Source organism: Kaistia nematophila (assembly GCF_026343855.1).
In the GTDB taxonomy this organism is placed as follows: domain Bacteria; phylum Pseudomonadota; class Alphaproteobacteria; order Rhizobiales; family Kaistiaceae; genus Kaistia; species Kaistia nematophila.
The window spans coordinates 87,086-107,507 of record NZ_JAPKNK010000009.1 but is presented as its reverse complement, the minus strand read 5'-3'; the positions used below and the strand labels follow the sequence as shown (position 1 = coordinate 107,507).

The 20,422-nt window shown below is 67.2% G+C and carries 21 protein-coding genes and 1 other RNA gene; 12 read left to right on the top strand and 10 right to left on the bottom strand.

Annotation, left to right across the window (positions count from 1 at the left end; all coding sequences use genetic code 11):
- Positions 1-11: 11 nt before the first annotated feature.
- The 7 genes from OSH07_RS18950 to OSH07_RS18920 all read right to left on the bottom strand — a co-directional run bounded on the left by OSH07_RS18950 (position 12) and on the right by OSH07_RS18920 (position 4,042).
- Entirely contained in the window at positions 12-683 is a 672-nt protein-coding gene (locus tag OSH07_RS18950) for a thiamine phosphate synthase (protein ID WP_266340242.1), read from the bottom strand.
- A gap of 89 nt (positions 684-772) precedes the next feature.
- A complete protein-coding gene (locus tag OSH07_RS18945) occupies positions 773-1,567 on the bottom strand; it encodes an inositol monophosphatase family protein (protein WP_266340241.1) in 795 nt (264 codons plus the stop codon).
- Positions 1,568-1,679: 112 nt separating this feature from the next.
- The gene (locus OSH07_RS18940; protein WP_266340240.1) at positions 1,680-2,501 is read right to left on the bottom strand and encodes a TIGR00282 family metallophosphoesterase; all 822 of its coding nucleotides are present in this window, start codon (positions 2,499-2,501) and stop codon (positions 1,680-1,682) included.
- An 18-nt stretch (positions 2,502-2,519) separates the two neighbouring features.
- The gene (locus OSH07_RS18935; RefSeq protein WP_266340239.1) at positions 2,520-3,092 is read right to left on the bottom strand and encodes a 5-formyltetrahydrofolate cyclo-ligase; all 573 of its coding nucleotides are present in this window, start codon (positions 3,090-3,092) and stop codon (positions 2,520-2,522) included.
- Positions 3,093-3,123: 31 nt separating this feature from the next.
- A non-coding RNA gene (gene ssrS / locus OSH07_RS18930) (6S RNA) lies at positions 3,124-3,282 on the bottom strand.
- 95 nt (positions 3,283-3,377) lie between these two features.
- Positions 3,378-3,749 (bottom strand): cell division protein ZapA, encoded by a 372-nt coding sequence (locus OSH07_RS18925; RefSeq protein WP_266340238.1) that lies wholly within the window; start codon positions 3,747-3,749, stop codon positions 3,378-3,380.
- Positions 3,750-3,760: 11 nt separating this feature from the next.
- On the bottom strand, positions 3,761-4,042 hold the full coding sequence (locus tag OSH07_RS18920; RefSeq protein WP_266340345.1) for a DUF4164 domain-containing protein: 282 nt from the start codon (positions 4,040-4,042) through the stop codon (positions 3,761-3,763).
- A gap of 288 nt (positions 4,043-4,330) precedes the next feature.
- Here OSH07_RS18920 and tkt point away from each other — a divergent pair, with 288 nt between their 5' ends.
- From tkt to OSH07_RS18890, 6 genes are all read left to right on the top strand, one after another.
- Positions 4,331-6,322, top strand: a complete 1,992-nt coding sequence (gene tkt, locus OSH07_RS18915; RefSeq protein WP_266340237.1) for a transketolase — start codon at positions 4,331-4,333, stop codon at positions 6,320-6,322.
- Between the two features lie 81 nt (positions 6,323-6,403).
- A complete protein-coding gene (gene gap / locus OSH07_RS18910) occupies positions 6,404-7,411 on the top strand; it encodes a type I glyceraldehyde-3-phosphate dehydrogenase (RefSeq protein WP_266340236.1) in 1,008 nt (335 codons plus the stop codon).
- A gap of 143 nt (positions 7,412-7,554) precedes the next feature.
- Positions 7,555-8,754, top strand: a complete 1,200-nt coding sequence (locus tag OSH07_RS18905; RefSeq protein ID WP_266340235.1) for a phosphoglycerate kinase — start codon at positions 7,555-7,557, stop codon at positions 8,752-8,754.
- Positions 8,755-8,944: 190 nt separating this feature from the next.
- The gene (locus OSH07_RS18900; protein WP_266340234.1) at positions 8,945-9,976 is read left to right on the top strand and encodes a class I fructose-bisphosphate aldolase; all 1,032 of its coding nucleotides are present in this window, start codon (positions 8,945-8,947) and stop codon (positions 9,974-9,976) included.
- A gap of 243 nt (positions 9,977-10,219) precedes the next feature.
- Entirely contained in the window at positions 10,220-11,233 is a 1,014-nt protein-coding gene (locus tag OSH07_RS18895) for a flagellar motor protein MotA (RefSeq protein WP_266340233.1), read from the top strand.
- Positions 11,234-11,235: 2 nt separating this feature from the next.
- Positions 11,236-12,264: a peptidoglycan -binding protein gene (locus OSH07_RS18890; RefSeq protein WP_266340232.1), complete on the top strand. Its 1,029-nt coding sequence runs from the start codon at positions 11,236-11,238 to the stop codon at positions 12,262-12,264.
- 405 nt (positions 12,265-12,669) lie between these two features.
- Here the strand turns inward: OSH07_RS18890 and OSH07_RS18885 are convergent, their stop codons facing one another.
- A complete protein-coding gene (locus tag OSH07_RS18885; protein WP_266340231.1) occupies positions 12,670-14,508 on the bottom strand; it encodes an ABC transporter transmembrane domain-containing protein in 1,839 nt (612 codons plus the stop codon).
- A gap of 236 nt (positions 14,509-14,744) precedes the next feature.
- Here OSH07_RS18885 and rpmE point away from each other — a divergent pair, with 236 nt between their 5' ends.
- Positions 14,745-14,969 carry a 50S ribosomal protein L31 gene (gene rpmE, locus OSH07_RS18880; protein WP_266340230.1) on the top strand — a complete coding sequence of 75 codons (225 nt, stop codon included), beginning with the start codon at positions 14,745-14,747 and terminating at the stop codon, positions 14,967-14,969.
- Positions 14,970-15,138: 169 nt separating this feature from the next.
- Here rpmE and rcdA read toward each other — a convergent pair whose 3' ends face one another.
- Together rcdA and OSH07_RS18870 are read right to left on the bottom strand one after the other, a co-directional pair.
- Positions 15,139-15,666, bottom strand: a complete 528-nt coding sequence (gene rcdA / locus OSH07_RS18875; protein WP_266340229.1) for a protease adaptor protein RcdA — start codon at positions 15,664-15,666, stop codon at positions 15,139-15,141.
- A gap of 213 nt (positions 15,667-15,879) precedes the next feature.
- Positions 15,880-16,071, bottom strand: a complete 192-nt coding sequence (locus OSH07_RS18870) for a DUF1192 domain-containing protein (protein WP_266340228.1) — start codon at positions 16,069-16,071, stop codon at positions 15,880-15,882.
- A 99-nt stretch (positions 16,072-16,170) separates the two neighbouring features.
- Between OSH07_RS18870 and OSH07_RS18865 the strand changes: the two genes are divergently transcribed.
- From OSH07_RS18865 to OSH07_RS18845, 5 genes are all read left to right on the top strand, one after another.
- Positions 16,171-17,169 (top strand): NAD(P)H-quinone oxidoreductase, encoded by a 999-nt coding sequence (locus OSH07_RS18865; RefSeq protein ID WP_266340227.1) that lies wholly within the window; start codon positions 16,171-16,173, stop codon positions 17,167-17,169.
- 299 nt (positions 17,170-17,468) lie between these two features.
- Positions 17,469-17,774 carry a hypothetical protein gene (locus OSH07_RS18860; RefSeq protein WP_266340226.1) on the top strand — a complete coding sequence of 102 codons (306 nt, stop codon included), beginning with the start codon at positions 17,469-17,471 and terminating at the stop codon, positions 17,772-17,774.
- 219 nt (positions 17,775-17,993) lie between these two features.
- A complete protein-coding gene (locus OSH07_RS18855) occupies positions 17,994-18,713 on the top strand; it encodes a DUF1013 domain-containing protein (RefSeq protein ID WP_266340225.1) in 720 nt (239 codons plus the stop codon).
- A 411-nt stretch (positions 18,714-19,124) separates the two neighbouring features.
- A complete protein-coding gene (rpsU, locus tag OSH07_RS18850; RefSeq protein WP_201400796.1) occupies positions 19,125-19,355 on the top strand; it encodes a 30S ribosomal protein S21 in 231 nt (76 codons plus the stop codon).
- Positions 19,356-19,510: 155 nt separating this feature from the next.
- Positions 19,511-20,392, top strand: coding sequence for a tetratricopeptide repeat protein (locus OSH07_RS18845; protein ID WP_266340224.1), 882 nt, complete (start codon positions 19,511-19,513; stop codon positions 20,390-20,392).
- The last annotated feature ends 30 nt before the right edge of the window (positions 20,393-20,422 follow it).

The following is a 20,422-nucleotide window of genomic DNA, read 5'->3' as shown; positions in this document are numbered from 1 at the left end:
GCCTCTCCGCTTCATTCGGTCGCTTCGGCCTGGCGGGCGGCGATCAACGCGTTCGCCTCGGTGACGGCGGCGACGGGGCCGGCGGCATGGTTCCAGATCGCCGAGCGCAGCGCCACGAACTCGACATGCGCGTCGACGGCGGGCTCGACCGAGGCGAGGCTGCTGCCGCCCATGACGATCGCCGGTATCTCGAACACGGCCGACCACCAGGCCGCGAGATCGAACGCCTTGTCGAAGCTCTGCTCGCCGGTATCGCCGTCGAAACGGCCAAAGAAGATGTAGTCGCAGTCCGTCTCGGCGGCGAGCATCGCATCATGCCGGGTGGTGACGCCGCCGGCGCCGACGATATGGTCGGGCCGCAGGGCCGCGACAGCGTCCTTGAGATCGGCGAGCCCGGTATCGACATGCAGGCCGTCGGCGCGCGCGCGGCCGAACAGGCGGGTGTCGTTCGGCACGATGGCCGCGACGCCGTTTGCGTGCGCCACCGGCACAAGCGCCTCGGCAATGCGCTGCAGCTCGGCTGCGTTCGACGTCTCCGAGACGATGAACAGCGTCGCGACGTCGCCGGCCTTCAGCACCGCGTCCAGCATCGGCGCGAAGGCCTCGGGATCGAGGCCCGCGGGCGTGACGAGGCACAGGCGCGCAAACGGCTCTGGCGGAGGGGCTTTTTTCTTCTTGGCCATGATCGCTTTCAACAACGCATCCGAAAACGCCACAGCCTTATGGCGAAAGCGCGACGGCATTCAAGCCATCGCGCGGAACGTCAGGCGTATCAGCCGCGCGCGTTGGTGAGCGCGGCGAGCAGCCGGCCCTGGATCTTCTCGTTGCCGGCGCAGATCGTCCGGGTGTCGATCATGCGCTCGCCGCCCCAGAGATCCGTGCTCTTGCCGCCCGCCTCGCGCACGAACAGTGCGCCAGCCGCGATATCCCAGGGCTGCAGGCCTTCCTGCCAGAAGCCGTCGAGACGGCCGGCGGCGACGGAGGCAAGCTCGAACGCCGGCGAACCGCTGGCGCGCATGCCGGCCACTTCGATCATCACGCCCTGCATCTTGCGGATGGCGCCGGCATGGTCCGGCGTGCCGAGATGGGGAATGCCGGTCGCGACGACGGCGTCGGCGAGCGCGCTACGTCCGGCGACGCGCAGGCGGCGGTCGTTCAGGAACACGCCCGTGCCGCGCTCGGTGACGTAGAGGTCGTTGGTGACGGGATTGAACAGCACCGCCGCGACGATCTGCCCTTCCCGCTCCAGCGCCAGCGAGACGCCGAACACCGGGATGCCGTGCAGGAAGTTGGTCGCGCCGGCGAGCGGATCGACGATCCAGCGATGCGTCTCGTCAGTACCGGCAAGCGCGCCGCGATCCTTGGTCAGGAAGCCGTAGCCCGGACGCGCCTTGGTCAATTCGGCGATCAGCGCCTGGCCGGCCTTGCGGTCGGCGGCCATGACGAAATCGGCCGGGCCGCGCAGCGAAACCTGCAGGTTCTCGATCTCGCCGAAGTCGCGCGCGAGCGGACGGCCGGCCTTGGTGACCGCATTGACCATGACGTTGAGAAGGGCCGAGCGGGCCATGGGCGAAACTCCTGCAGCATCGTCCGGCGGTATCGAGGCGAACCCGCCCGGACGGAGCAAATCTGAAATGGGGGAAGCGTTTGCCTCTCCCATCACGGAATGACGACCGGCGTCAACCCCAGAAGGTCGGCAACCGCTCTTCAAGCACACCGCCGATCGCCAGCGGCGACACGGCGCGAGCCAGTCCGGTGGTGTCGTCGACCTCGACGGCGAGGCCGCACAGCGTGGCGGGACCGCCCGACGGCTGGAAGCGCCCGGACGGCACCTTGGTCAGGAAACGGCGGACGGGCTCTTCCTTCTCCATGCCGAGCACGGAATCATAGTCGCCGCACATGCCGGCATCCGACTGGTAGGCGGTGCCGCCCGGCAGCACCCGGCAGTCCGAGGTCGGCACATGGGTGTGCGTGCCGACGACGAGGGTGACACGGCCGTCGAGATGATGACCGATCGCCTGCTTCTCGCTGGTCGCCTCGGCGTGGAAATCGATGACGATCGCGTCGGCCTGCTCGCCGAGCGGGCAGGCCGAGACCTCGCGGTCGATGGCGGCGAAGGGATCGTCGAGCGCATCCATGTAGATCCGGCCCATCGCGTTGACGACAAGCACGCGCGCGCCGTTGCGGGCGACGAAAAGGTTGGCGCCGCGCCCGGGCGTACCGAGCGGATAATTGACGGGGCGGAGAAATTGCGGCTGCCGCTCGGCGAAGACAAGCGCCTCGCGCTGGTCGAAGGCGTGGTTGCCGGTGGTGATGACGTCGGCGCCGGCATCGAGGACGTCGCGCACGATTTCCTCGGTGATGCCGAAGCCGCCGGCGGCGTTCTCGCCATTGATGACGACGAAGTCGAGCTTGTAGCGGTCGATCAGGCCGGGCAGCCGCTCGATGACGGCGTTGCGCCCGGTCCGCCCCACGATATCACCCAGAAACAGCAGTCGCACACAAACCCCCTTGATCGGTCAGCCATGTTTCGGCGCAGCGATCAGTTCTTCCTCGGTCAGGATGAAGTCGAGGGGGATGTCGTGCGGCTCAAAGGGAACTTTGTCGACCTCCTGCACCGCGAAGGCAAGCCCAACCAGCAAAGGCCGCCTCCCCGAGGCGAACAGACCGGCGACGGCGCGGTCGTAGTGGCCCTTGCCATAGCCGATCCGATGGCCGCGCCGGTCGAAGGCGGCGAGCGGCAGGATGACGATGTCGGGAATGACGAAAGGCGCGGCGACGGAAGGGCCGACCGTGCCGAAACCGGCCGGCTCGAGCACGGCGCCGGGGTCCCAGCGACGGAACAGAAGCGTCTCCGCGTCGAGCAGGACCGGCAGCGCGATCGTCGCGCCGGCCTGCCGGGCCCGGTCGAGCAGCGGCCCGGGATCGGCCTCGCTGCGGATCGGCCAGTAGCCGGAGACGACCCGGCCCGGCCGGTCGAACAGCGGTCCGGCATGATCGAGGATCCGCTCGCGGGCAGCGGCGCGCGACGAGGAACCGACGGCATCGCGTCGGGCAAGGGCGGCGGCGCGAAGCTGGTTCTTGTTCGTCACGGCAATGGAAAAACTGGAAGGAAAGAAGGGTGGCGAGCCACGATGGGCCGATGGAGTGATCGATCCCGGGAACCTACAGCGTAGGTGGGCGCCGTATGTCCGGAACCAGGGCTCCGGTCAGGGACAGCTCCCTTTTGGATCGATAAGGCCCCGGGGAATTGTGAGCTCCTGTCGCACCGCGCAGCCTCGCCGACCCCAAATATAGGGGACCGCTGACCGCTTAGCCAGCAATCTCGACGCGATGTGCGCAGGACTTTTTTTCTGCCGGCTGCGCGTGGGCGCGGATCAGTCGCGCTTGTCGCCGGAGACGAGCTTCTGGGCCAGGCTCTCGAGCCGGCCGGCCGCTTGGTCGATGGCGCGGGCGATGCTCGCCTCCGACTCCTCGAAGCGGGAAATCACGGCGGTCTTGGTCTCGTTGACGGCGGCGAGTTCCGACTCCAGCCGGCGGATGCGCCGATGCGCCTCGGCCAGGTCGTCGCCCATGGTGATCGCCGCCATGACGGTCAGGCGTTGGTCGCCGATCTCGCCGAAACTCTGGCGCAGCTGGCCGATGATCTCGTTCAAGCGATCGGCCAGGCCCTCGAGATGCGCCTCCTGGCCGTCGTCGCAGGCCATGCGGTAGGTCTTGCCGTTAATCGTGACGTTGACTTGCGGCATTGTCGCTCCGGTCAGCCGTCATTCCGCTCGAGCACGGAACGAATCGTTTCCATGGCGGCGACGAGACGGCGGGAAACTTCCTTGTTGGCTTCTTCCAGGCGCTCGGAACGGGCCTCCGCCGCATCGACCGACTGGGCCAGCCGCGAACGGTCGAGGCCGATGCGCTGCATTTCGATTTCGATCTCGCCGAGGCGCGCCCCGGCATTCAGGCGGCGATCGACCGCGCCCTCCAGCCCGTCCAGCGCCGCGCTCAAGCGCCGCAACGCACCGTCAATGGGCGACGCCCCTCGCATTGTGGCGGAATCTCCCTGATGCAGCCGGCCTGAAATCGTCCCGGACATTAGGCAGGCCCGAAACAGGGCGTCAATGGCCTAAGCTGCGGCGGGGATTCTCCGCGCATTTCCGGGGCGCGCGCCGGTTGTGCGACGTGGTCACGAGATTGACTCACCAAGGTGGTCTGTTATTTGTCGCAGCGCCTTTCCGCGACGGTCGGCGGCCGGGTACAGACCCCCACAAAACAACGAGGCCGCTCGCTGCTCGATCAGTGAGCAGCGGTCCGGCCCACAAGCGTGGAAGCAGATATGACAGCTCCTGAGACTCACAAGCGCATGGCGAACGCCATCCGTGCGCTCGCGATGGATTCGGTCGAAAAGGCCAAGTCCGGCCATCCCGGCATGCCGATGGGCATGGCCGATGTCGCCACGGTGCTGTTCACGCGCTTCCTGAAATACGACGTCAACCAGCCGCACTGGCCGGATCGCGACCGCTTCATCCTGTCGGCCGGCCATGGCTCGATGCTGCTCTATTCCGTGCTGCATCTGCTCGGCTCCAAGGAACTGCCGATCAGCGAGCTGCAGAATTTCCGCCAGCTTCACTCGAAGACGCCGGGCCATCCCGAGAACTTCGTGACGCCGGGCGTCGAGACCACCACGGGCCCGCTCGGCCAGGGTCTCGCCATGTCGGTCGGCTTCGCGCTGGCCGAGCGCATGCTGAATGCCGAATATGGCGACGGCCTCGTCGATCACTACACCTATGTGATCGCCGGCGACGGCTGCCTGATGGAAGGCGTCAGCCATGAGGCGATCGACCTCGCCGGCCACCTGAAGCTGAACAAGCTGATCGTGCTGTTCGACGACAACGGCATCACCATCGACGGCCACACCGATCTCTCGACCTCGGTCGACCAGGTCGCCCGCTTCAAGGCGAGCGGCTGGAACGCCGAGCGCGTCGACGGCCTCGATCCGGAGGCGGTCGCCGCCGCCATCGAGCGCGCCCGCAATTCCGACCGCCCGAGCATGATCGCCTGCAAGACGATCATCGGCTATGGCGCGCCGACCAAGGCCGACAGCCACGCCTCGCACGGCTCGGCGCTCGGCGACAAGGAAATCGCCGGCGCCCGCGAGGCGCTTGGCTGGCCCTACGCCCCGTTCGAGATTCCGGACGATGTCTATGCCGACTGGCATGGCGCGGCAGCGAAGCTCGCGGCGCCCCGCACCGAGTGGGAAGCCCGCCTCGCCGCCACCGACGCCGCCGTGCGCTCGGAATTCGAGCGCCGCATGAAGGGCGAGCTGCCGGCCGGCCTCGACGCCGCCATCGACGCCTACAAGAAGACCCTGTCGGAGACGAAGCCGAAGGTCGCGACCCGCAAGTCGTCCGAAATGGCGCTCGACATGCTGGCGACCGTCGTGCCGGAACTCGCCGGCGGCTCGGCCGACCTGACCGGTTCGAACCTGACCCGCGCCAAGAGCCAGCAGCCGCTGACGCCGGACGATTATTCGGGCCGCTACATCCACTACGGCATCCGCGAATTCGGCATGTCGGCGGCGATGAACGGCATCGCGCTGCATGGCGGCTTCATCCCCTATGGCGGCACCTTCTTGGTGTTCACCGATTATGCCCGCCCGGCGATGCGCCTCTCGGCGCTGATGCATGAGCGCGTGATCTACGTCATGACGCATGACTCGATCGGCCTCGGCGAGGACGGCCCGACGCACCAGCCGGTCGAGCACCTGGCGGCGCTGCGCGCCATCCCGAACATGCTCGTCTTCCGCCCGGCCGACGCCGTCGAGGCGGCGGAAGTCTGGCAGATCGCGATCGAGAGCCCGAAGAACCCGTCGGTGCTGGCGCTGTCGCGCCAGAACCTGCCGACGCTGCGCACCGAGCATGTCAGCGAGAACAAGTCGGCCAAGGGCGCCTACCTGCTCGCCGGCCCGGCCGAGGCCGACGTGACGCTGTTCGCGACCGGTTCCGAGGTCGAGATCGCCGTCAACGCCAAGGCGAAGATCGAGGAAGCCGGCCACACGGCCCGCGTCGTCTCGGTCCCGAGCTTCGAGCTGTTCGAAGCGCAGGACGACGCCTACAAGGCGGCGACCATCGGCAATTCGAAGGTGCGCGTCGGCATCGAGGCGGCGATCCGCCTCGGCTGGGACCGCGTCATCGGCAATGACGGCATCTTCATCGGCATGAACGGCTTCGGCGCCAGCGCGCCGGCCGACAAGCTCTACGAGTACTTCGGCATCACGGCGCAGCACGCCGCCGATGCGGCGCTGGCACGGCTGAAGTCCAACGCCTGAACCCAATGAACTGAACCCCGGCCGGGCACGCGCCCGGCCGACCTGGACGAAGGCGCGATGCGCGCCTCAAGGAGATCGAATATGGCGGTGCGGGTAGCTATCAACGGCTTCGGTCGGATTGGCCGGAACATCCTTCGTGCGATCGTCGAGTCGGGCCGGACCGACATCGAGGTCGTCGCGGTCAACGATCTCGGCCCGGTCGAGACCAACGCCCACCTGCTCCGCTTCGATTCGGTCCATGGCCGCTTCCCGCATGAAGTGGTCGTCGACGGCGACACGCTCGTCATCGGCAAGAACCGCATCAAGGTGACGGCGATCAAGAATCCGGCCGAGCTGCCGCACAAGGAGCTCGGCATCGACATCGCGCTCGAGTGCACGGGCATCTTCACCAGCCGCGAAAAGGCCGCCGCGCACCTGACCGCTGGCGCCAAGCGCGTTATCGTCTCGGCCCCGGCCGACGGCGCCGACTACACCGCCGTCTTCGGCGTCAACCATGAGGGCCTGACCAAGGACCACCTGGTGATCTCGAACGGTTCCTGCACCACCAACTGCCTGGCGCCTGTCGCCAAGGTCCTGCAGGAGACGGTCGGCATCGAGCACGGCTTCATGACGACGGTGCATTCCTACACCGGCGACCAGCCGACGCTCGACACCATGCACAAGGATCTCTACCGCGCCCGCGCGGCGGCGCTCTCCTCGATCCCGACCTCGACCGGCGCCGCCAAGGCGATCGGCCTCGTGATCCCGGAACTGAAGGGCAAGCTCGACGGTTCGTCGATCCGCGTGCCGACGCCGAACGTCTCGCTGATCGACCTGAAGTTCGTCGCCAAGCGCGCGACGACCATCGACGAGGTCAACGCGGCGATGAAGGCGGCCGCTGCCGGCCCGCTCAAGGGCGTGCTCGCGATCACCGACCAGCCGAACGTCTCGCACGACTTCAACCACGACCCGCATTCGGCGACGTTCCACCTCGACCAGACCAAGGTCATCGACGGCAACTTCGTCCGCGTGCTGGCCTGGTACGACAACGAGTGGGGCTTCTCGAACCGCATGGCCGACATGGCGGCCTATTTCGCGAAGACGATCTGACATCGCGATCGGATCGTTCGGGGCTCTCGCGCCAAAGACGATTTGATCCGGCGAAACCAGATCAGCTAGAACCAGATGGCCCGGACACCCTCCGGGCCATTTTCACATTTCGGGCGATCGACGCCCTGTAGGAGAGAGCGCGCATGTCGACCTTCCGAACCCTCGATACCGCCGACATCAAGGGCAAGCGCGTCCTGATCCGCGTCGACCTCAACGTCCCGATGAAGGACGGCATGGTTTCGGACGACACGCGCATCCGCGCCATCCTGCCGACCGTCCGCGACGTGTCGAAGCGCGGCGGCAAGGCGATCCTGCTGGCCCATTTCGGCCGTCCCAAGGGCGAGCGCGTGCCCGAAATGTCGCTCGCCCCCGTCGTGCCGGCGCTGGAGACCCTGCTCGGCCGCCCCGTCGGCTTCGCCAATGACTGCATCGGCAACGACGCCGCCCAGGCGATCGCCAAGCTGTCGGACGGCGACGTGCTGCTGCTCGAGAACACCCGCTTCCACAAGGGCGAGGAGAAGGACGATCCGATCTTCACGAGCGCTCTCGCCGAACTCGGCGACGTCTATGTGAACGACGCCTTCTCGGCCGCCCATCGCGCCCATTCCTCGACCGAGGGCCTCGCCCACCAGCTGCCCGCCTATGCCGGCCGCGCCATGCAGGCCGAGCTGGAGGCGCTGGAGAAGGCGCTGACCAGCCCGCAGCGCCCGGTGATCGCGCTCGTCGGCGGCGCCAAGGTCTCGTCCAAGATCGAGCTGCTTGAAAACCTCGTCACCAAGGTCGAGGCGCTGGTGATCGGCGGCGGCATGGCCAACACCTTCCTGCACGCCCAGGGCTATCCGGTCGGCAAGTCGCTCTGCGAGAAGGACCTCGCCGACACCGCCCGCCGCATCATGGCCAAGGCGCAGGAATCGAACTGCGCCATCATCCTGCCGGTCGATGCCACCGTCGCCTATCACTTCCAGGCCCATGCGCCGACCCAGACCTACGGCGTCGACGCCATCCCCGAGGACGGCATGATCCTCGACGTCGGCGGTCTGTCGGTCGAGCGCATCAACGCCGCCATCGACGAGGCGGCGACGCTCGTCTGGAACGGCCCGCTCGGCGCCTTCGAGATGGAGCCGTTCGACCGCGGCACGGTCGAGGCGGCCCGCCATGCCGCCAAGCGCACCAAGGCCGGCCAGCTCCTGTCGGTCGCCGGCGGCGGCGACACGGTGGCGGCGCTCAACCATGCCGGCGTCGCCGACGACTTCTCCTATGTCTCGACCGCCGGCGGCGCCTTCCTGGAGTGGCTTGAAGGCAAGCCCCTGCCCGGCGTCGAAGTGCTGCGGCAGAACGGCTGAGTATCGCGGACCGCAACCAAGCAATTCGCGCTATCGTTGCGATAATTTGATCGTTAAAATTAAACAACTTCCGAGTTCTGACGACTTGGAAGTTGTTTTATTTTGCAGTGCAAAATCTATTCCGACGCGGTATGCGTCCTGCGGACGGCCTGGACGGTCCAGGACCGCGTTTGGGAAGAGATCGCACCGCATGACCGAGAGCCTTCAGGATATTGCCCGTCGTCTGGTCGCCCCCGGAAAGGGCATCCTCGCGGCCGACGAAAGCTCGAGCACGATCAAGAAGCGGTTCGATTCCATCGGGCTGGAATCGACGGCGGACAACCGCCGCGACTATCGCGAAATGCTGTTCTCGGCCGAGACGGCGATGCGCGAACACATCTCCGGCGTCATCCTGTTCGATGAGACCATCCGCCAGTCGGCCCGCGACGGCCGGCCGCTGGTGCAGCTGATCCAGGCCAACAACTCGATCCCCGGCATCAAGGTCGACATGGGCGCCAAGCCCCTCGCCCTCTACCCCGGCGAAACCATCACCGAGGGCCTCGACGGCCTGCGCGAGCGCCTGGTCGAGTACCACAAGCTCGGCGCCCGCTTCGCGAAGTGGCGCGCGGTCATCACCATCGGCGCCGGCCTGCCGACGCCCGGCGCGATCTCGGCCAACGCCCATGCGCTCGCCCGCTATGCGGCGCTCTGCCAGGAGAACGGCATCGTCCCGATCGTCGAGCCGGAAGTCCTGATGGACAATCCGAACGCCACCCACACGATCGAGACCTGCCAGAAGGTGACCGAGGCGACGCTCGCTTCCGTGTTCGAGGAGCTGGAACGCGCCCGCGTCGACCTGACCGGCATGATCCTGAAGCCGAACATGGTCGTTCCCGGCAAGGACAGCGGCCAGAACGCCTCGACGACGGAAGTCGCCGAGCGCACCGTTGCCGCCTTCCACGCCACCGTCCCGACCAGCGTGCCCGGCATCGCCTTCCTGTCGGGCGGCCAGTCCGACGTGCTGGCCACCGAGCACCTGTCTCGGATCAACCAGATCCCGGACCGTCCGTGGGCGATCACCTTCTCCTACGGCCGCGCGCTGCAGGCGGCCGCCCTCAAGGCATGGGGCGGCAAGCGCGAGAACATCGCCGCCGGCCAGGCCGCGTTCCTGCACCGCAGCCGCATGAACGGCCTCGCCGCGCTCGGCCAGTGGACGCCGGAACTGGAGCGCGAGATCGCCTGACGCCACGCGTCGACGGAGGCAGGGAGTCCATCGTGACGGACGCTTGCGTTAGGGACTTTCTATCCTCTGTCAAATCACGTTAAACCTTGATCGACGGAATGCGGCGCGGCTTGCTGTCGCCGCATTCCGGAGCAAGAACTGGCACTCTCGAACCGGACTTGGCGCATCGCTTCGGCCAGCGGAAATCGCTGGGCCAGGATGCGCGAAGGCGAAACGAGACGCAGCGTGATCCGGCGGAGAACGATGGCAAGAGACTTCGACCCTTACAAACTTGCCAGCCCGCAGGTCTATCTGTGGCGGATGATCATCTTCCTGGTCATCGCCGCCTTCGTCGCGCTGATCCTCTATCGCCAGGTCTATACGTCCTTCCTCGCCAACCCGGCCCTGAACGGCGTCATCATCGGCGTGCTGTTCATCGGCATTCTGCTGGCCTTCCGGCAGGTGATCCGCATCTTCCCGGAAATCCGCTGGGTCAACGGCTTCCGCAATTCCGACCGCTCGATCGAGCTGGAGCGCGCCCCGGTGCTGCTCGCGCCGATGGCGGCGATCCTCGGCGACCGCCTCGGCCGCATGTCGATCTCGACCCAGACGATGCGCTCGGTGCTCGATTCGATCCTGATGCGCCTGGACGAGGATCGCGACACGTCGCGCTATCTGGCGGGCCTGCTGATCTTCCTCGGCCTTCTCGGCACCTTCTGGGGCCTGCTCGAGACCGTCGGCGCCGTCGCCGACGCCATTCGCGGCCTCAACATCGGCGCCGGCGACAGCACGGTGATCTTCGAGGACCTGAAGGCTGGCCTGGAGGGCCCGCTGACCGGCATGGGCACGGCGTTCTCGTCCTCGCTGTTCGGCCTCGCCGGTTCGCTGATCCTCGGCTTCCTCGACCTGCAGGCCGGGCAGGCGCAGAACAAGTTCTATACCGAGCTGGAAGACTGGCTCTCCACCGTCACCGATCTCGACCCGAGCATGCTCGACGTGCGCGAAGGCGCCACCTCGGGCGAGGATCTCCGCGTCGCCATCGAACGGCTGGCAGCCGCCGTGCATGAAGGCGGCGGCGCCGGCGCCGGCGGCTCGACGCAGCGCGCGACCGCGGCGATGGCCAACCTCGCCGAGGGCATCCAGGGCCTGGTCCAGCACATGCGCAGCGAACAGCAGGTGGTGCGCGGCTGGGTCGAGCAGCAGGCGGACCAGCAGCGCGAGATGCAGCAGCTGCTTGAAGTGATCGCCAGGGCCCTCAAGCAACCGGCCGGAGAATAAGCGTGGCCGCCCGTGCCCGCCGCCGCGAGGCCAGGAGCGATGTCTGGCCGGCGTTTGTCGACGTGCTGTCGAACCTGCTGCTCGTCTTCATCTTCCTGCTGTCGATCTTCGCGCTGCTGCAGTTCCTGCAGAGCCGCGAGATCACCGGCAAGGACACGGTGCTGAACCGGCTGAACGGCCAGATCGCCGAGTTGACCGAGTTGCTCGCGATGGAGCGCGCCGGCAAGCAGGACGTCGCCGACCAGCTCGCCAATCTGCAGGCGAGCCTCGCCTCCGCCGAGGCGGAACGCGACCGCCTGAAGGGCGCCGCCGACAGCTCGACCGCCGCCGCCGGCTCGGCCGAGGGCCAGATCGCCATCATCACCAAGGCGCTCGAGAACGAGAAGGTCGTCAGCCAGAAGGCGCTGTCGCAGGTCGAGATCCTCAACCAGCAGATCGCGGCGCTGCGCCGCCAGATCGGCGCGCTCGAAGAAGCGCTGGGCGCCTCGGAGAAGCGCGATACCGAAAGCCAGACCAAGATCGCCGACCTCGGCCGCCGGCTGAACGTGGCGCTGGCGCAGCGCGTGCAGGAACTGTCGCGCTATCGCTCCGACTTCTTCGGCCGCCTGCGCGAGATCCTCGGCAACCGGCCCGACATCACCATCGTCGGCGACCGCTTCGTCTTCCAGTCGGAAGTGCTGTTCCCGTCCGGCTCGGACGAGATCAACGAAGAGGGCCGGGTCGAGATGACCAAGCTCGCCGACGCGCTCAAGGTGCTGGAAGGCGAGATCCCGCCCGAGATCGCCTGGGTGCTGCGCGTCGACGGCCATACCGACGCGCGTCCGCTTTCCGGCTCCGGTCGTTTCCGCAACAACTGGGAACTGTCCTCGGCCCGCGCCATCGCGGTGGTGCGCTTCCTGGTCGATCAGGGCGTGCAGCCGATCCACCTGGTCGCCGCCGGCTTCGGCGAGTTCCAGCCCTTGGTCCAGGGCAATGACGACGCCGCATATGCCCGCAATCGCCGCATCGAGCTGAAGCTGACCGAAAGGTAGTTTGCCCTCGCGACTGGACGAGGTTTGCCGCACTGCCCTCCGCTCCGCCGTCATTCTCGCGGAGGCGATGATCCATGCAGCATGAACCTCGGCGCACGGACCTCCCAATCCCGCGGCTGGATGGATCCCGGGTCAAGCCCGGGATGACGTCGGTCTAGGTCGGAGGGCAGAGAGCAATTGTCGACATGAAGGCATGCGCCCTTTTGTTCGCCTGCCAGACCCAATTCCCGTCCTCCTGAGGAGGCCTGTGAAGCAGGCCGTCTCGAAGGACGCACGTCGGAATTGCAGGGCGCTTGGCCATGAGCGCCCTGCATCCTTCGAGACGCCCCTTCGGGCTCCTCGGAATGATGAGGGCTGCACGCCACATCCCGAACTGAGCTGAGGACGCCTCGCCGCCGCCTGAGGTCAGGCCGCGTCTTCGCGGAACTGCAGCCGCGCCAGCCGGGCATAGAGGCCGCCGAGCCGCACGAGGGAATCGTGCGTCCCCTCCTCGACGATCGCGCCGCCATCCATGACGAGGATGCGGTCGGCGCTCAGGATGGTCGCAAGCCGGTGGGCGATGACGATCGTCGTGCGGCCTTCCATCAGCTGGTCGAGCGCCGACTGCACCGCCACCTCGCTCTCGGCGTCGAGGGCCGAGGTCGCTTCGTCGAGCAGCAGGATCGGCGCGTCCTTCAGGATGGCGCGGGCGATGGCGATGCGCTGGCGCTGGCCGCCCGATAGCGTCACGCCGCGCTCGCCGAGTTCGGTCGCATAGCCGGCCGGCAGACTGGCGAGGAAGCCGTCCGCATGGGCGGAGACGGCGGCGCGCTCGACCGCGGAGCTGTCCGCGCCGGGCCGGCCGATGGCGATGTTCTCGGCGGCGCTCGCGGCGAAGACGACCGTATCCTGCGGCACGATGGCGATGTGGCTGCGCAGCGCCACCGGATCGAGTTCGCGGATGTCGACGCCGTCCAGCGTCACGCGGCCATGCTGCGGATCGTAGAAGCGCAGGATCAAGTTGAAGAGCGTGCTCTTACCGGCGCCGGAGGGGCCGACGACGGCCACGCGCTCGCCGGGCTCGACCCGGAAGCCGATATGGCGGATGGCAGCGCCGCGACCACCCTCGGGATAGGCGAAGCCGACATCCTCGAAGGCAAGGCCGCCGCGAACCGGCTCGGCCAGATGCTTCGGCCGGGCGGGGGCGGCGATCGACGGCTTTTCCGCCAGGATCTCGGCCAACCGCTCGGCCGCGCCGGTGGCGTTGGAGATATCGCCCCAGACCTGCGAAAGCTCGCCGAGTGCGCCGGCGGCGATCACCGCGTAGATCAGGAACTGGCCGAGCGTACCCGGCGTCATCCGGCCGGCGAGCACGTCCTGCGCGCCCCACCAGAGCACCGCCACCATGCTGGCGAAGACCATGAAGATGCCGAAGCCGGTCAGCGCCGCGCGCGCCACCGTCGAATTGCGCGCGGCGACGAAGGCGCCCTCGACACTGTCGGCGAATCGGCGCGCCACCGTCGCCTCGGCGGTGAAGGCCTGGACGATGCGAATGGCGCCGATGCTCTCCGACGCATAGGCCGAGGCATCCGCCAGCATGTCCTGCGCCTTGCGCGAGCGCAGCCGCACCCGGCGACCGAAGCCGACCAGCGGCAGCACGACGATCGGCAGCGCGATCAGCACCATGCCCGACAGTTTCGGACTGGTGACGATCATCATCGTCACGCCGCCGAGGAACATCACCAGGTTACGCAGCGCGATCGAGATGTTGGCGCCGGCGACCGCCTTGATCTGGGTCGTGTCGGCGGTCAGCCGCGAGGCGATCTCGCCGGATCGGTTGCGGTCGAAGAAGTCGATGCCGAGGGCCGCCAGATGGCGGAAAACATCGGCGCGCAGATCGGCGACGACGCGCTCCCCCAGCCAGGTTACGAAATAGAAGCGCAGGCTGGAAGCGGCGGCGAGCACGGCGACGACGCCGATCAGCGCCATGAAATAGACGTTGATGGTGCCGGCGCTGTCGGCGGTGAAGCCGTGGTCGATCATGCGGCGGACGGCGAGCGGCACGGTCAGCGTCGCCAACGCCGCCATCACGAGCGCGAGGATTGCGCCCACCAGTTGCGGCTTGCGGCGCAGCACATAGGGAAGCAGCATCGCCAGCGGCCGCAGCGAGCGGCGCCCCCCCTTGGGAGCGTCGGCGGCGGCCGCAGAGTCAGAAACTCCAGAAGCGCGCGCGGCGGCGCTCGGTATCGCGTCTCGGTCCGCCATCGGCTCCCGTCTCAATCCTTCGCGGAGGCGATCGCCTCGATGGCGCCTAGATGCACCGATGGCGGCGGTGTTTCAAGCTAAGCCGCCTCTTGTGCCGGCCGGAACGCTGGGCTATATCGTCGCCCCACAGGACGGCCCGTCGCAAGCAGCCGTTTTCCCCATTGATCAGGACGGCGCTGCCGCTTCGGCGGGCGACGACCATGCGGTCCAACGGACCGAGCCGCGAGGACCAGACAATGAAGAATGGCATTCATCCCGATTATCACACGATCAAGGTCGTGATGACGAACGGCACCGAGTATCTGACCAAGTCCACCTATGGTGAAGAAGGCGCGGTCATGAACCTCGACATCGACCCGACGACCCACCCGGCCTGGACCGGCGGCACGCAGACCCTGCTCGATCGCGGCGGTCGCGTCTCGCGCTTCAACAACAAGTTCAAGGGCTTCATCGGCGGCTAATTCGCCCTCGAAGCACGACGTTTCGAAAAGCCCGGCCTCTGGCCGGGCTTTTTGTTTGTCCGAAGGAAACCGGTCGCCACAAGTCGCGCACGCGCCAGCAAGGACCCGGCAGCGCCGCTTCCGCGCGCCGCCGGCCCGTCCGATCTGTCAGGGAGCGTCCGAAGAGGGGCTATTCGCCACCGGCGCCAAAGGCGCGCGCCAGTTGGCCGAGCTGGCGGCTGACGGGATTTTCCGCCGGCTCCTCGGCCTGGGCGGCATTGTACATGGCGTCATCGAGGCGGATGACGCGCTCCTGCAACCGCACCGAATGCTCGATCAGCTCGCGCAGGCGCAGCGGCAGCTCGGCCCAGTTCGGGCCCTCGGTCTGCGTGCCGAAGCCGCGCAGTCGCACCTTGGCCTTCTCCGCGCCGGCCTGCTCGAAGGTCATCTCGCCCTCGTTGACGGCGCGCTGCAGCAGCAACCACGACGCGATCTGCATCAGCCGCGTGGTCAAGCGCATCGATTCGGTCGCGTAGGTCAGCGAGGCGGCACGGGCGAGATCGCGCGATTCGGCGCGGCCGTCACCGTCGAGATAAGCCGCCGTCTCCTCGACGAGCAGCATCCCTTCCCGGAAAAGTCCTCGGAAAGTATCAGAAAACGCGAAGCGCCTGCCGAAAACGACCGGCGCGTTGCTCTGCCCAGGGCTATCGTCTGTCATGAGGCCATTCCATTGCGCAGCCGCGCTCGTCCATCAAGATGCGAACGGGGCGCAAGTCTTTGGCGATTTTGCCGCCAGCCGGCACGGAAGTCAAAGAATGAGCCGTGCGCAACGGCCTCCTGACGCCAGGGAATCGGCCGCTGTGACAAAGGGGCACGCCCGCGGCGGGCGCGGGGGTGCCGGGCCTTCGCAATGGCTTGCCAGGTCCTCGTGCTAGCTCTTGAAGAAGGACGAGGCGGCGGCGCGCGAAGCCGTCTTGGCAGTGATCGCCTCGCGGAGCCGGCCGATTTCCGCCTCCAGCAGCGCGATCCGATCGGTGAGCTCGTCGATCGAGAGTCGGCCGAGATCCTCGCCGATCCGGTGGGGAACCGGCTTTTCCACCGGCGCGTCGTCGAAGAGAGCCATGATGCGCTCCATCTCGTTTTCAGGTCCCGTCTGAGCCAAAGATAGCAAGATCGAATCCGCCTTTGCCAGCCAGGGGCGTCGAAGCCGCAGGAGAGCCCGATGAACGCCTTGCCCGAAACCATGACCGCGATGGCAATCTCCGAGCCCGGCGGGCCGGACGTGCTGCAGCCGACGCGGCGCCCGCTGCCGCATCCCTTCGAACATGAAATCCTGATCCAGGTAGCGGCGGCCGGCGTCAATCGGCCGGATGTCGCGCAGCGCCAGGGCCACTACCCGCCGCCCAAGGGCGCCTCCGACCTGCCGGGGCTGGAAGTCGCCGGCCATGTGGTGGCGCTCGGCCGCAACGCCAGCCGCTTCAAGATCGGCGACGCGGTCACGGCGCTCGTCGCCGGCGGCGGCTACGCCGAATATGTCGCCGTCAACGAGACCAACGCGCTCCCCGTTCCGAAGGGCCTCAGCCTGGTCGAGGCGGCCGCCCTGCCCGAGACCTTCTTCACCGTCTGGCACAATGTGTTCGAGCGCTGTGGCCTGAAGGCCGGCGACGTCTTCCTGGTCCATGGCGGCACCTCCGGCATCGGCACCACGGCGATCCAGCTGGCGAAGGCGTTCGGCGCCACCGTGCTGGCGACGGCCGGCTCGCCGGAAAAATGCGCCGCCTGCGTCGAACTCGGCGCCAGCCGGGCGATCGACTACCACCTGGAGGATTTCGTCGCCGCGGTGAAGGAAGCGACAGACGGCCATGGCGCCGACGTTATCCTCGACATGGTGGGCGGCGACTATATCGAGCGCAACTTCGACGCGGCCGCCTTCGACGGTCATATCGGCCAGATCGCCTTCCTGAACGGCGCCATCGCCGACGTCAATTTCACCCGCCTTCTGGCCAAGCGGCTGACGCTTACCGGCTCGACGCTGCGGCCCCGCACGGTCGCCTTCAAGGCGGGAATCGCCAGCGCGCTGCATGAGAAGGTCTGGCCGCTGATCGAGCGGCGCGAGGTATTGCCGCGCATCGACGCCACCTTCCCGCTCGCCCAGGCGGCGGAAGCCCATCGCCGGATGGAGAGTTCGGGCCATATCGGCAAGATCGTGCTGACGCTCTGAGCGCTGCTCCCGGCCCGAAGGCGCACTATATGCGTGTCCGATGAAACCATGGCGCGCGAAAGCCGTTGCGCTTTCGGGCGGGGAGGATGTTTCGGCGCATACCGCAGCGTAACACCACCCCTTCCTGCCGAGAGCCGCTGGATAGAGGCTGAATTCCCAGGCTCCGGCCACCAAGATCAGCCTCGATGCAGTAGAATTCGAGACCGTCCGAAACGTAACCCATTGTTTCCTCTTCGTGGAATGGGTCGATTCGATGTAAGATTGCAGCTGTCGGTGCAGCACGCACCCCGGAGGACAACATGCAACGCCAAAATACTTGGGTCTGGGTCGTCGTCGTCATCATCGTCCTGGTGATCGCCTATTTCTGGTGGAAGTCGCGCACGCCTGTCGCGCCGCCGGCTCCCACCACCACCGAGCAATCGGCACCGGCCCCTGCTCCGGCCGCTCCGGCGGAAGCTCCGAAGCCGGCTGAACCGGCCAAGCCCGCAGAGCCGGCCACGCCTGCCCCGGCAACGCCTGCTCCGGCTGCTCCGGCAACGCCGGAGCCCGCCACCCCGGCTCCCGCGACGCCGGCACCGGCCGAACCGGCCAAGCCCGCCCCGTAGGCGCGCCGCAGGATCGTCTGGCTGCCGGATGCGCCCGCATCCGGCAGCCGCTCGTCCGGGTGGCGATGGAGGGGGCGCGACTGGCCGCGCGCCCGCGGGCGTGAACAAGCATTGTTTGCGTCGTCGAGGGCGCCGGTCTATATATCGGGCCATCCCCGTCATTCAGACGATTGCTCTGCTCCTCCGGCCGACCACCGGGAGAGCGACCAGGAGAGAATTATGTCGACTATCCCGCTGATGCCGAAGGCAACCGCCGTCTGGCTCGTCGAGAATACCTCTCTCGGCTTCGACCAGATCGCCGATTTCTGCAAGCTGCACCCGCTCGAGGTGAAGGCGATCGCGGATGGCGAGGCAGCGCAGACCATCAAGGGACTCGATCCGATCACCACCGGCCAGCTGACGCGCGAGGAAATCGACCGCGCCCAGAAGGATTCGAAGTATCGGCTGAAGATGGCCGAGACGCGCGTCCGCGTGCCGGTGCAGAAGCGCAAGGGTCCGCGCTACACCCCTGTGTCGCGCCGTCAGGATCGTCCGAACGCCATCCTCTGGCTGCTGCGCAACCATCCGGAACTGAAGGACGCGGCGATCATGCGCCTGGTCGGCACCACCAAGCCGACGATCGATTCGATCCGTGACCGCAGCCACTGGAATTCCGCCAGCCTGACGCCGTCCGATCCGGTCATGCTCGGCCTCTGCTCGCAGATCGATCTCGACTTCGAAGTCGAGAAAGCCGCCAAGAACGCGCCGCCGCGCGAGCCGGGCGCCGAGGGCGAGACGCTGCTGCCGACCGAGGAGACGACCGCGGCCGACGCGCTCGCCTCGGCTGCGCTGCGCTCCTATCGCCACGAGGAGACCAGCAAGGACGAGCTCGACGCCGACGCCGTCTTCGCCAAGCTGAAGTCGCTGAAGGGGCCGGTCGACGAGGACGACGAGGATTGAGGCTGGCGCGAAAGCGCCTCCCCGGCCGCCGCGCCCGGACGACTCGGACAGCAGGCCCCGCCATCGGCGGGGCCTTTTTCGTGCGATCCGGCCGGATCCGCCCGATGTCGTGATGACCCGCCGCGACTCGGTCGCGAAGAATTGCACCCGGCCGCCGATTCTGTTTGAATTCAGCGTGTCGTCGCCGGCCGAATTCGGATCCGATGTCCGCAATCGCAGGCAGAAATGACACGCCAGGCCGGCCAGGGCGAGATTTTACCTTGTTTTGGCAGTGCTTCGCTTTGACATGGCCTCGCCCCATCTGCTAAGAGAGCCACCACAAATGGGACGGTGTTGATCGGCGGCTTCTGTCGCCCGGCGTCGTCTCTCCCGAGATTTCATCCGGACCGGATCAAGATAGGACGCTCCCGCGTGCAGGTACTCGTTCGCGACAACAACGTCGATCAGGCGCTCAAGGCTCTCAAGAAGAAGATGCAGCGTGAAGGCATCTTCCGCGAGATGAAGCTTCGCAACTTCTATGAGAAGCCCTCCGAGAAGAAGGCTCGCGAGAAGGCGGAAGCCGTCCGTCGCGCTCGCAAGCTGGCCCGCAAGCGCGCCCAGCGCGAAGGCGGCCTCGTTGCGGCTCCCAAGCCGAAGCGCTGATACGCTGAGGCGGTGACGGCCCGGGCTGTCCCGCCCTGCTTTCGCCTATCTTACGCTTGAAGTTCCAAGGTAACGAGCTCGTTCATTCGGGCTCGTTTCCTTTTGTTGTCTAGCGCCCGCTCGATCGCCATGGGCGCCCATTCGGAGCAACGTCCATGGTGGCGCAGCATCGCCTTTCGCTCGCGGGCCCGTTCTCGAACGGCGCGACCCGGCCGACGCGGACGCTGCTGCTCGGTTCGATCCTCGGCGCTCTGGCGTTGGCCGGCTGCCAGACCGCCTCGAACGTCCACGACTTCGACGACGTCGACCGCGCCATGGGCTCCGAGGCCAATATCTCGTCGCTCTCCGCCGTCGTGAACCAGAACCCGAGCGACGCCTCGGGCTACAATGTTCGTGGCACGGCGCTCGGCCGAGCCGGCCGCTACGATCAGGCGCTGGCCGACTTCAACCGTGCGATCGAGATCAATCCAGGCTTCTACCAGGCCTATTCGAACCGCGCCCTCGTGCAGCGCAAGCTGAACCAGAACGGCCAGGCCCTCAGCGACTACAATCGCTCGATCGAGATCAATCCGAGCTACAACGAAGCCTATGTCGGCCGCGGCAACCTCTATCGCTCGCAGGGCCAGATCGACCTGGCGCTCGCCGATTTCTCGAAGGCGATCGAACTCGAGCCGACGGACCCGAAGGCCTACAACAACCGCGCGCTGATCTACCAGGGCCAGGGCCGCCACGACGACGCCATCGCCGACTTCACCGCGTCGATGACCTATGTGCCGAACGCCCCTGCCCCGCATCTCGGCCGCGGCCTGTCCTACCTCGCCACCGGCGACTACAAGGCGGCCCTCGACGACTTCAACGCCGTCGTCCGCCGTGACAAGGACAATTACCAGGGCTGGACCAACCAGGGCCTGGCGCTGGAGAAACTCGGCGAGCGCGACGCGGCCTTCGCGGCCTTCAATCGCGCCCACACGCTCAATCCCGGCTACGCGCCGGCCCGCGACGGCATGCGCCGCACCGCCCCCGGCACCAGCAGCTGACATTCTCCAGACGCGCCCCGGCGGGCGTCC

Coding starts and splice junctions, on each gene's coding strand:
- OSH07_RS18845 (WP_266340224.1), top strand. CDS start 19,511: ATGGTGGCGCAGCATCGCCTTTCGCTCGCGGGCCCGTTCTCGAACGGC.
- OSH07_RS18885 (WP_266340231.1), bottom strand. CDS start 14,508: ATGGCGGACCGAGACGCGATACCGAGCGCCGCCGCGCGCGCTTCTGGA.
- OSH07_RS18905 (WP_266340235.1), top strand. CDS start 7,555: ATGTCGACCTTCCGAACCCTCGATACCGCCGACATCAAGGGCAAGCGC.
- OSH07_RS18895 (WP_266340233.1), top strand. CDS start 10,220: ATGGCAAGAGACTTCGACCCTTACAAACTTGCCAGCCCGCAGGTCTAT.
- OSH07_RS18900 (WP_266340234.1), top strand. CDS start 8,945: ATGACCGAGAGCCTTCAGGATATTGCCCGTCGTCTGGTCGCCCCCGGA.
- OSH07_RS18945 (WP_266340241.1), bottom strand. CDS start 1,567: ATGGCCCGCTCGGCCCTTCTCAACGTCATGGTCAATGCGGTCACCAAG.
- gap (WP_266340236.1), top strand. CDS start 6,404: ATGGCGGTGCGGGTAGCTATCAACGGCTTCGGTCGGATTGGCCGGAAC.
- OSH07_RS18855 (WP_266340225.1), top strand. CDS start 17,994: ATGTCGACTATCCCGCTGATGCCGAAGGCAACCGCCGTCTGGCTCGTC.
- rcdA (WP_266340229.1), bottom strand. CDS start 15,666: ATGACAGACGATAGCCCTGGGCAGAGCAACGCGCCGGTCGTTTTCGGC.
- OSH07_RS18865 (WP_266340227.1), top strand. CDS start 16,171: ATGAACGCCTTGCCCGAAACCATGACCGCGATGGCAATCTCCGAGCCC.
- tkt (WP_266340237.1), top strand. CDS start 4,331: ATGACAGCTCCTGAGACTCACAAGCGCATGGCGAACGCCATCCGTGCG.
- OSH07_RS18920 (WP_266340345.1), bottom strand. CDS start 4,042: ATGCGAGGGGCGTCGCCCATTGACGGTGCGTTGCGGCGCTTGAGCGCG.
- OSH07_RS18925 (WP_266340238.1), bottom strand. CDS start 3,749: ATGCCGCAAGTCAACGTCACGATTAACGGCAAGACCTACCGCATGGCC.
- OSH07_RS18950 (WP_266340242.1), bottom strand. CDS start 683: ATGGCCAAGAAGAAAAAAGCCCCTCCGCCAGAGCCGTTTGCGCGCCTG.
- rpmE (WP_266340230.1), top strand. CDS start 14,745: ATGAAGAATGGCATTCATCCCGATTATCACACGATCAAGGTCGTGATG.
- OSH07_RS18860 (WP_266340226.1), top strand. CDS start 17,469: ATGCAACGCCAAAATACTTGGGTCTGGGTCGTCGTCGTCATCATCGTC.
- OSH07_RS18870 (WP_266340228.1), bottom strand. CDS start 16,071: ATGGCTCTCTTCGACGACGCGCCGGTGGAAAAGCCGGTTCCCCACCGG.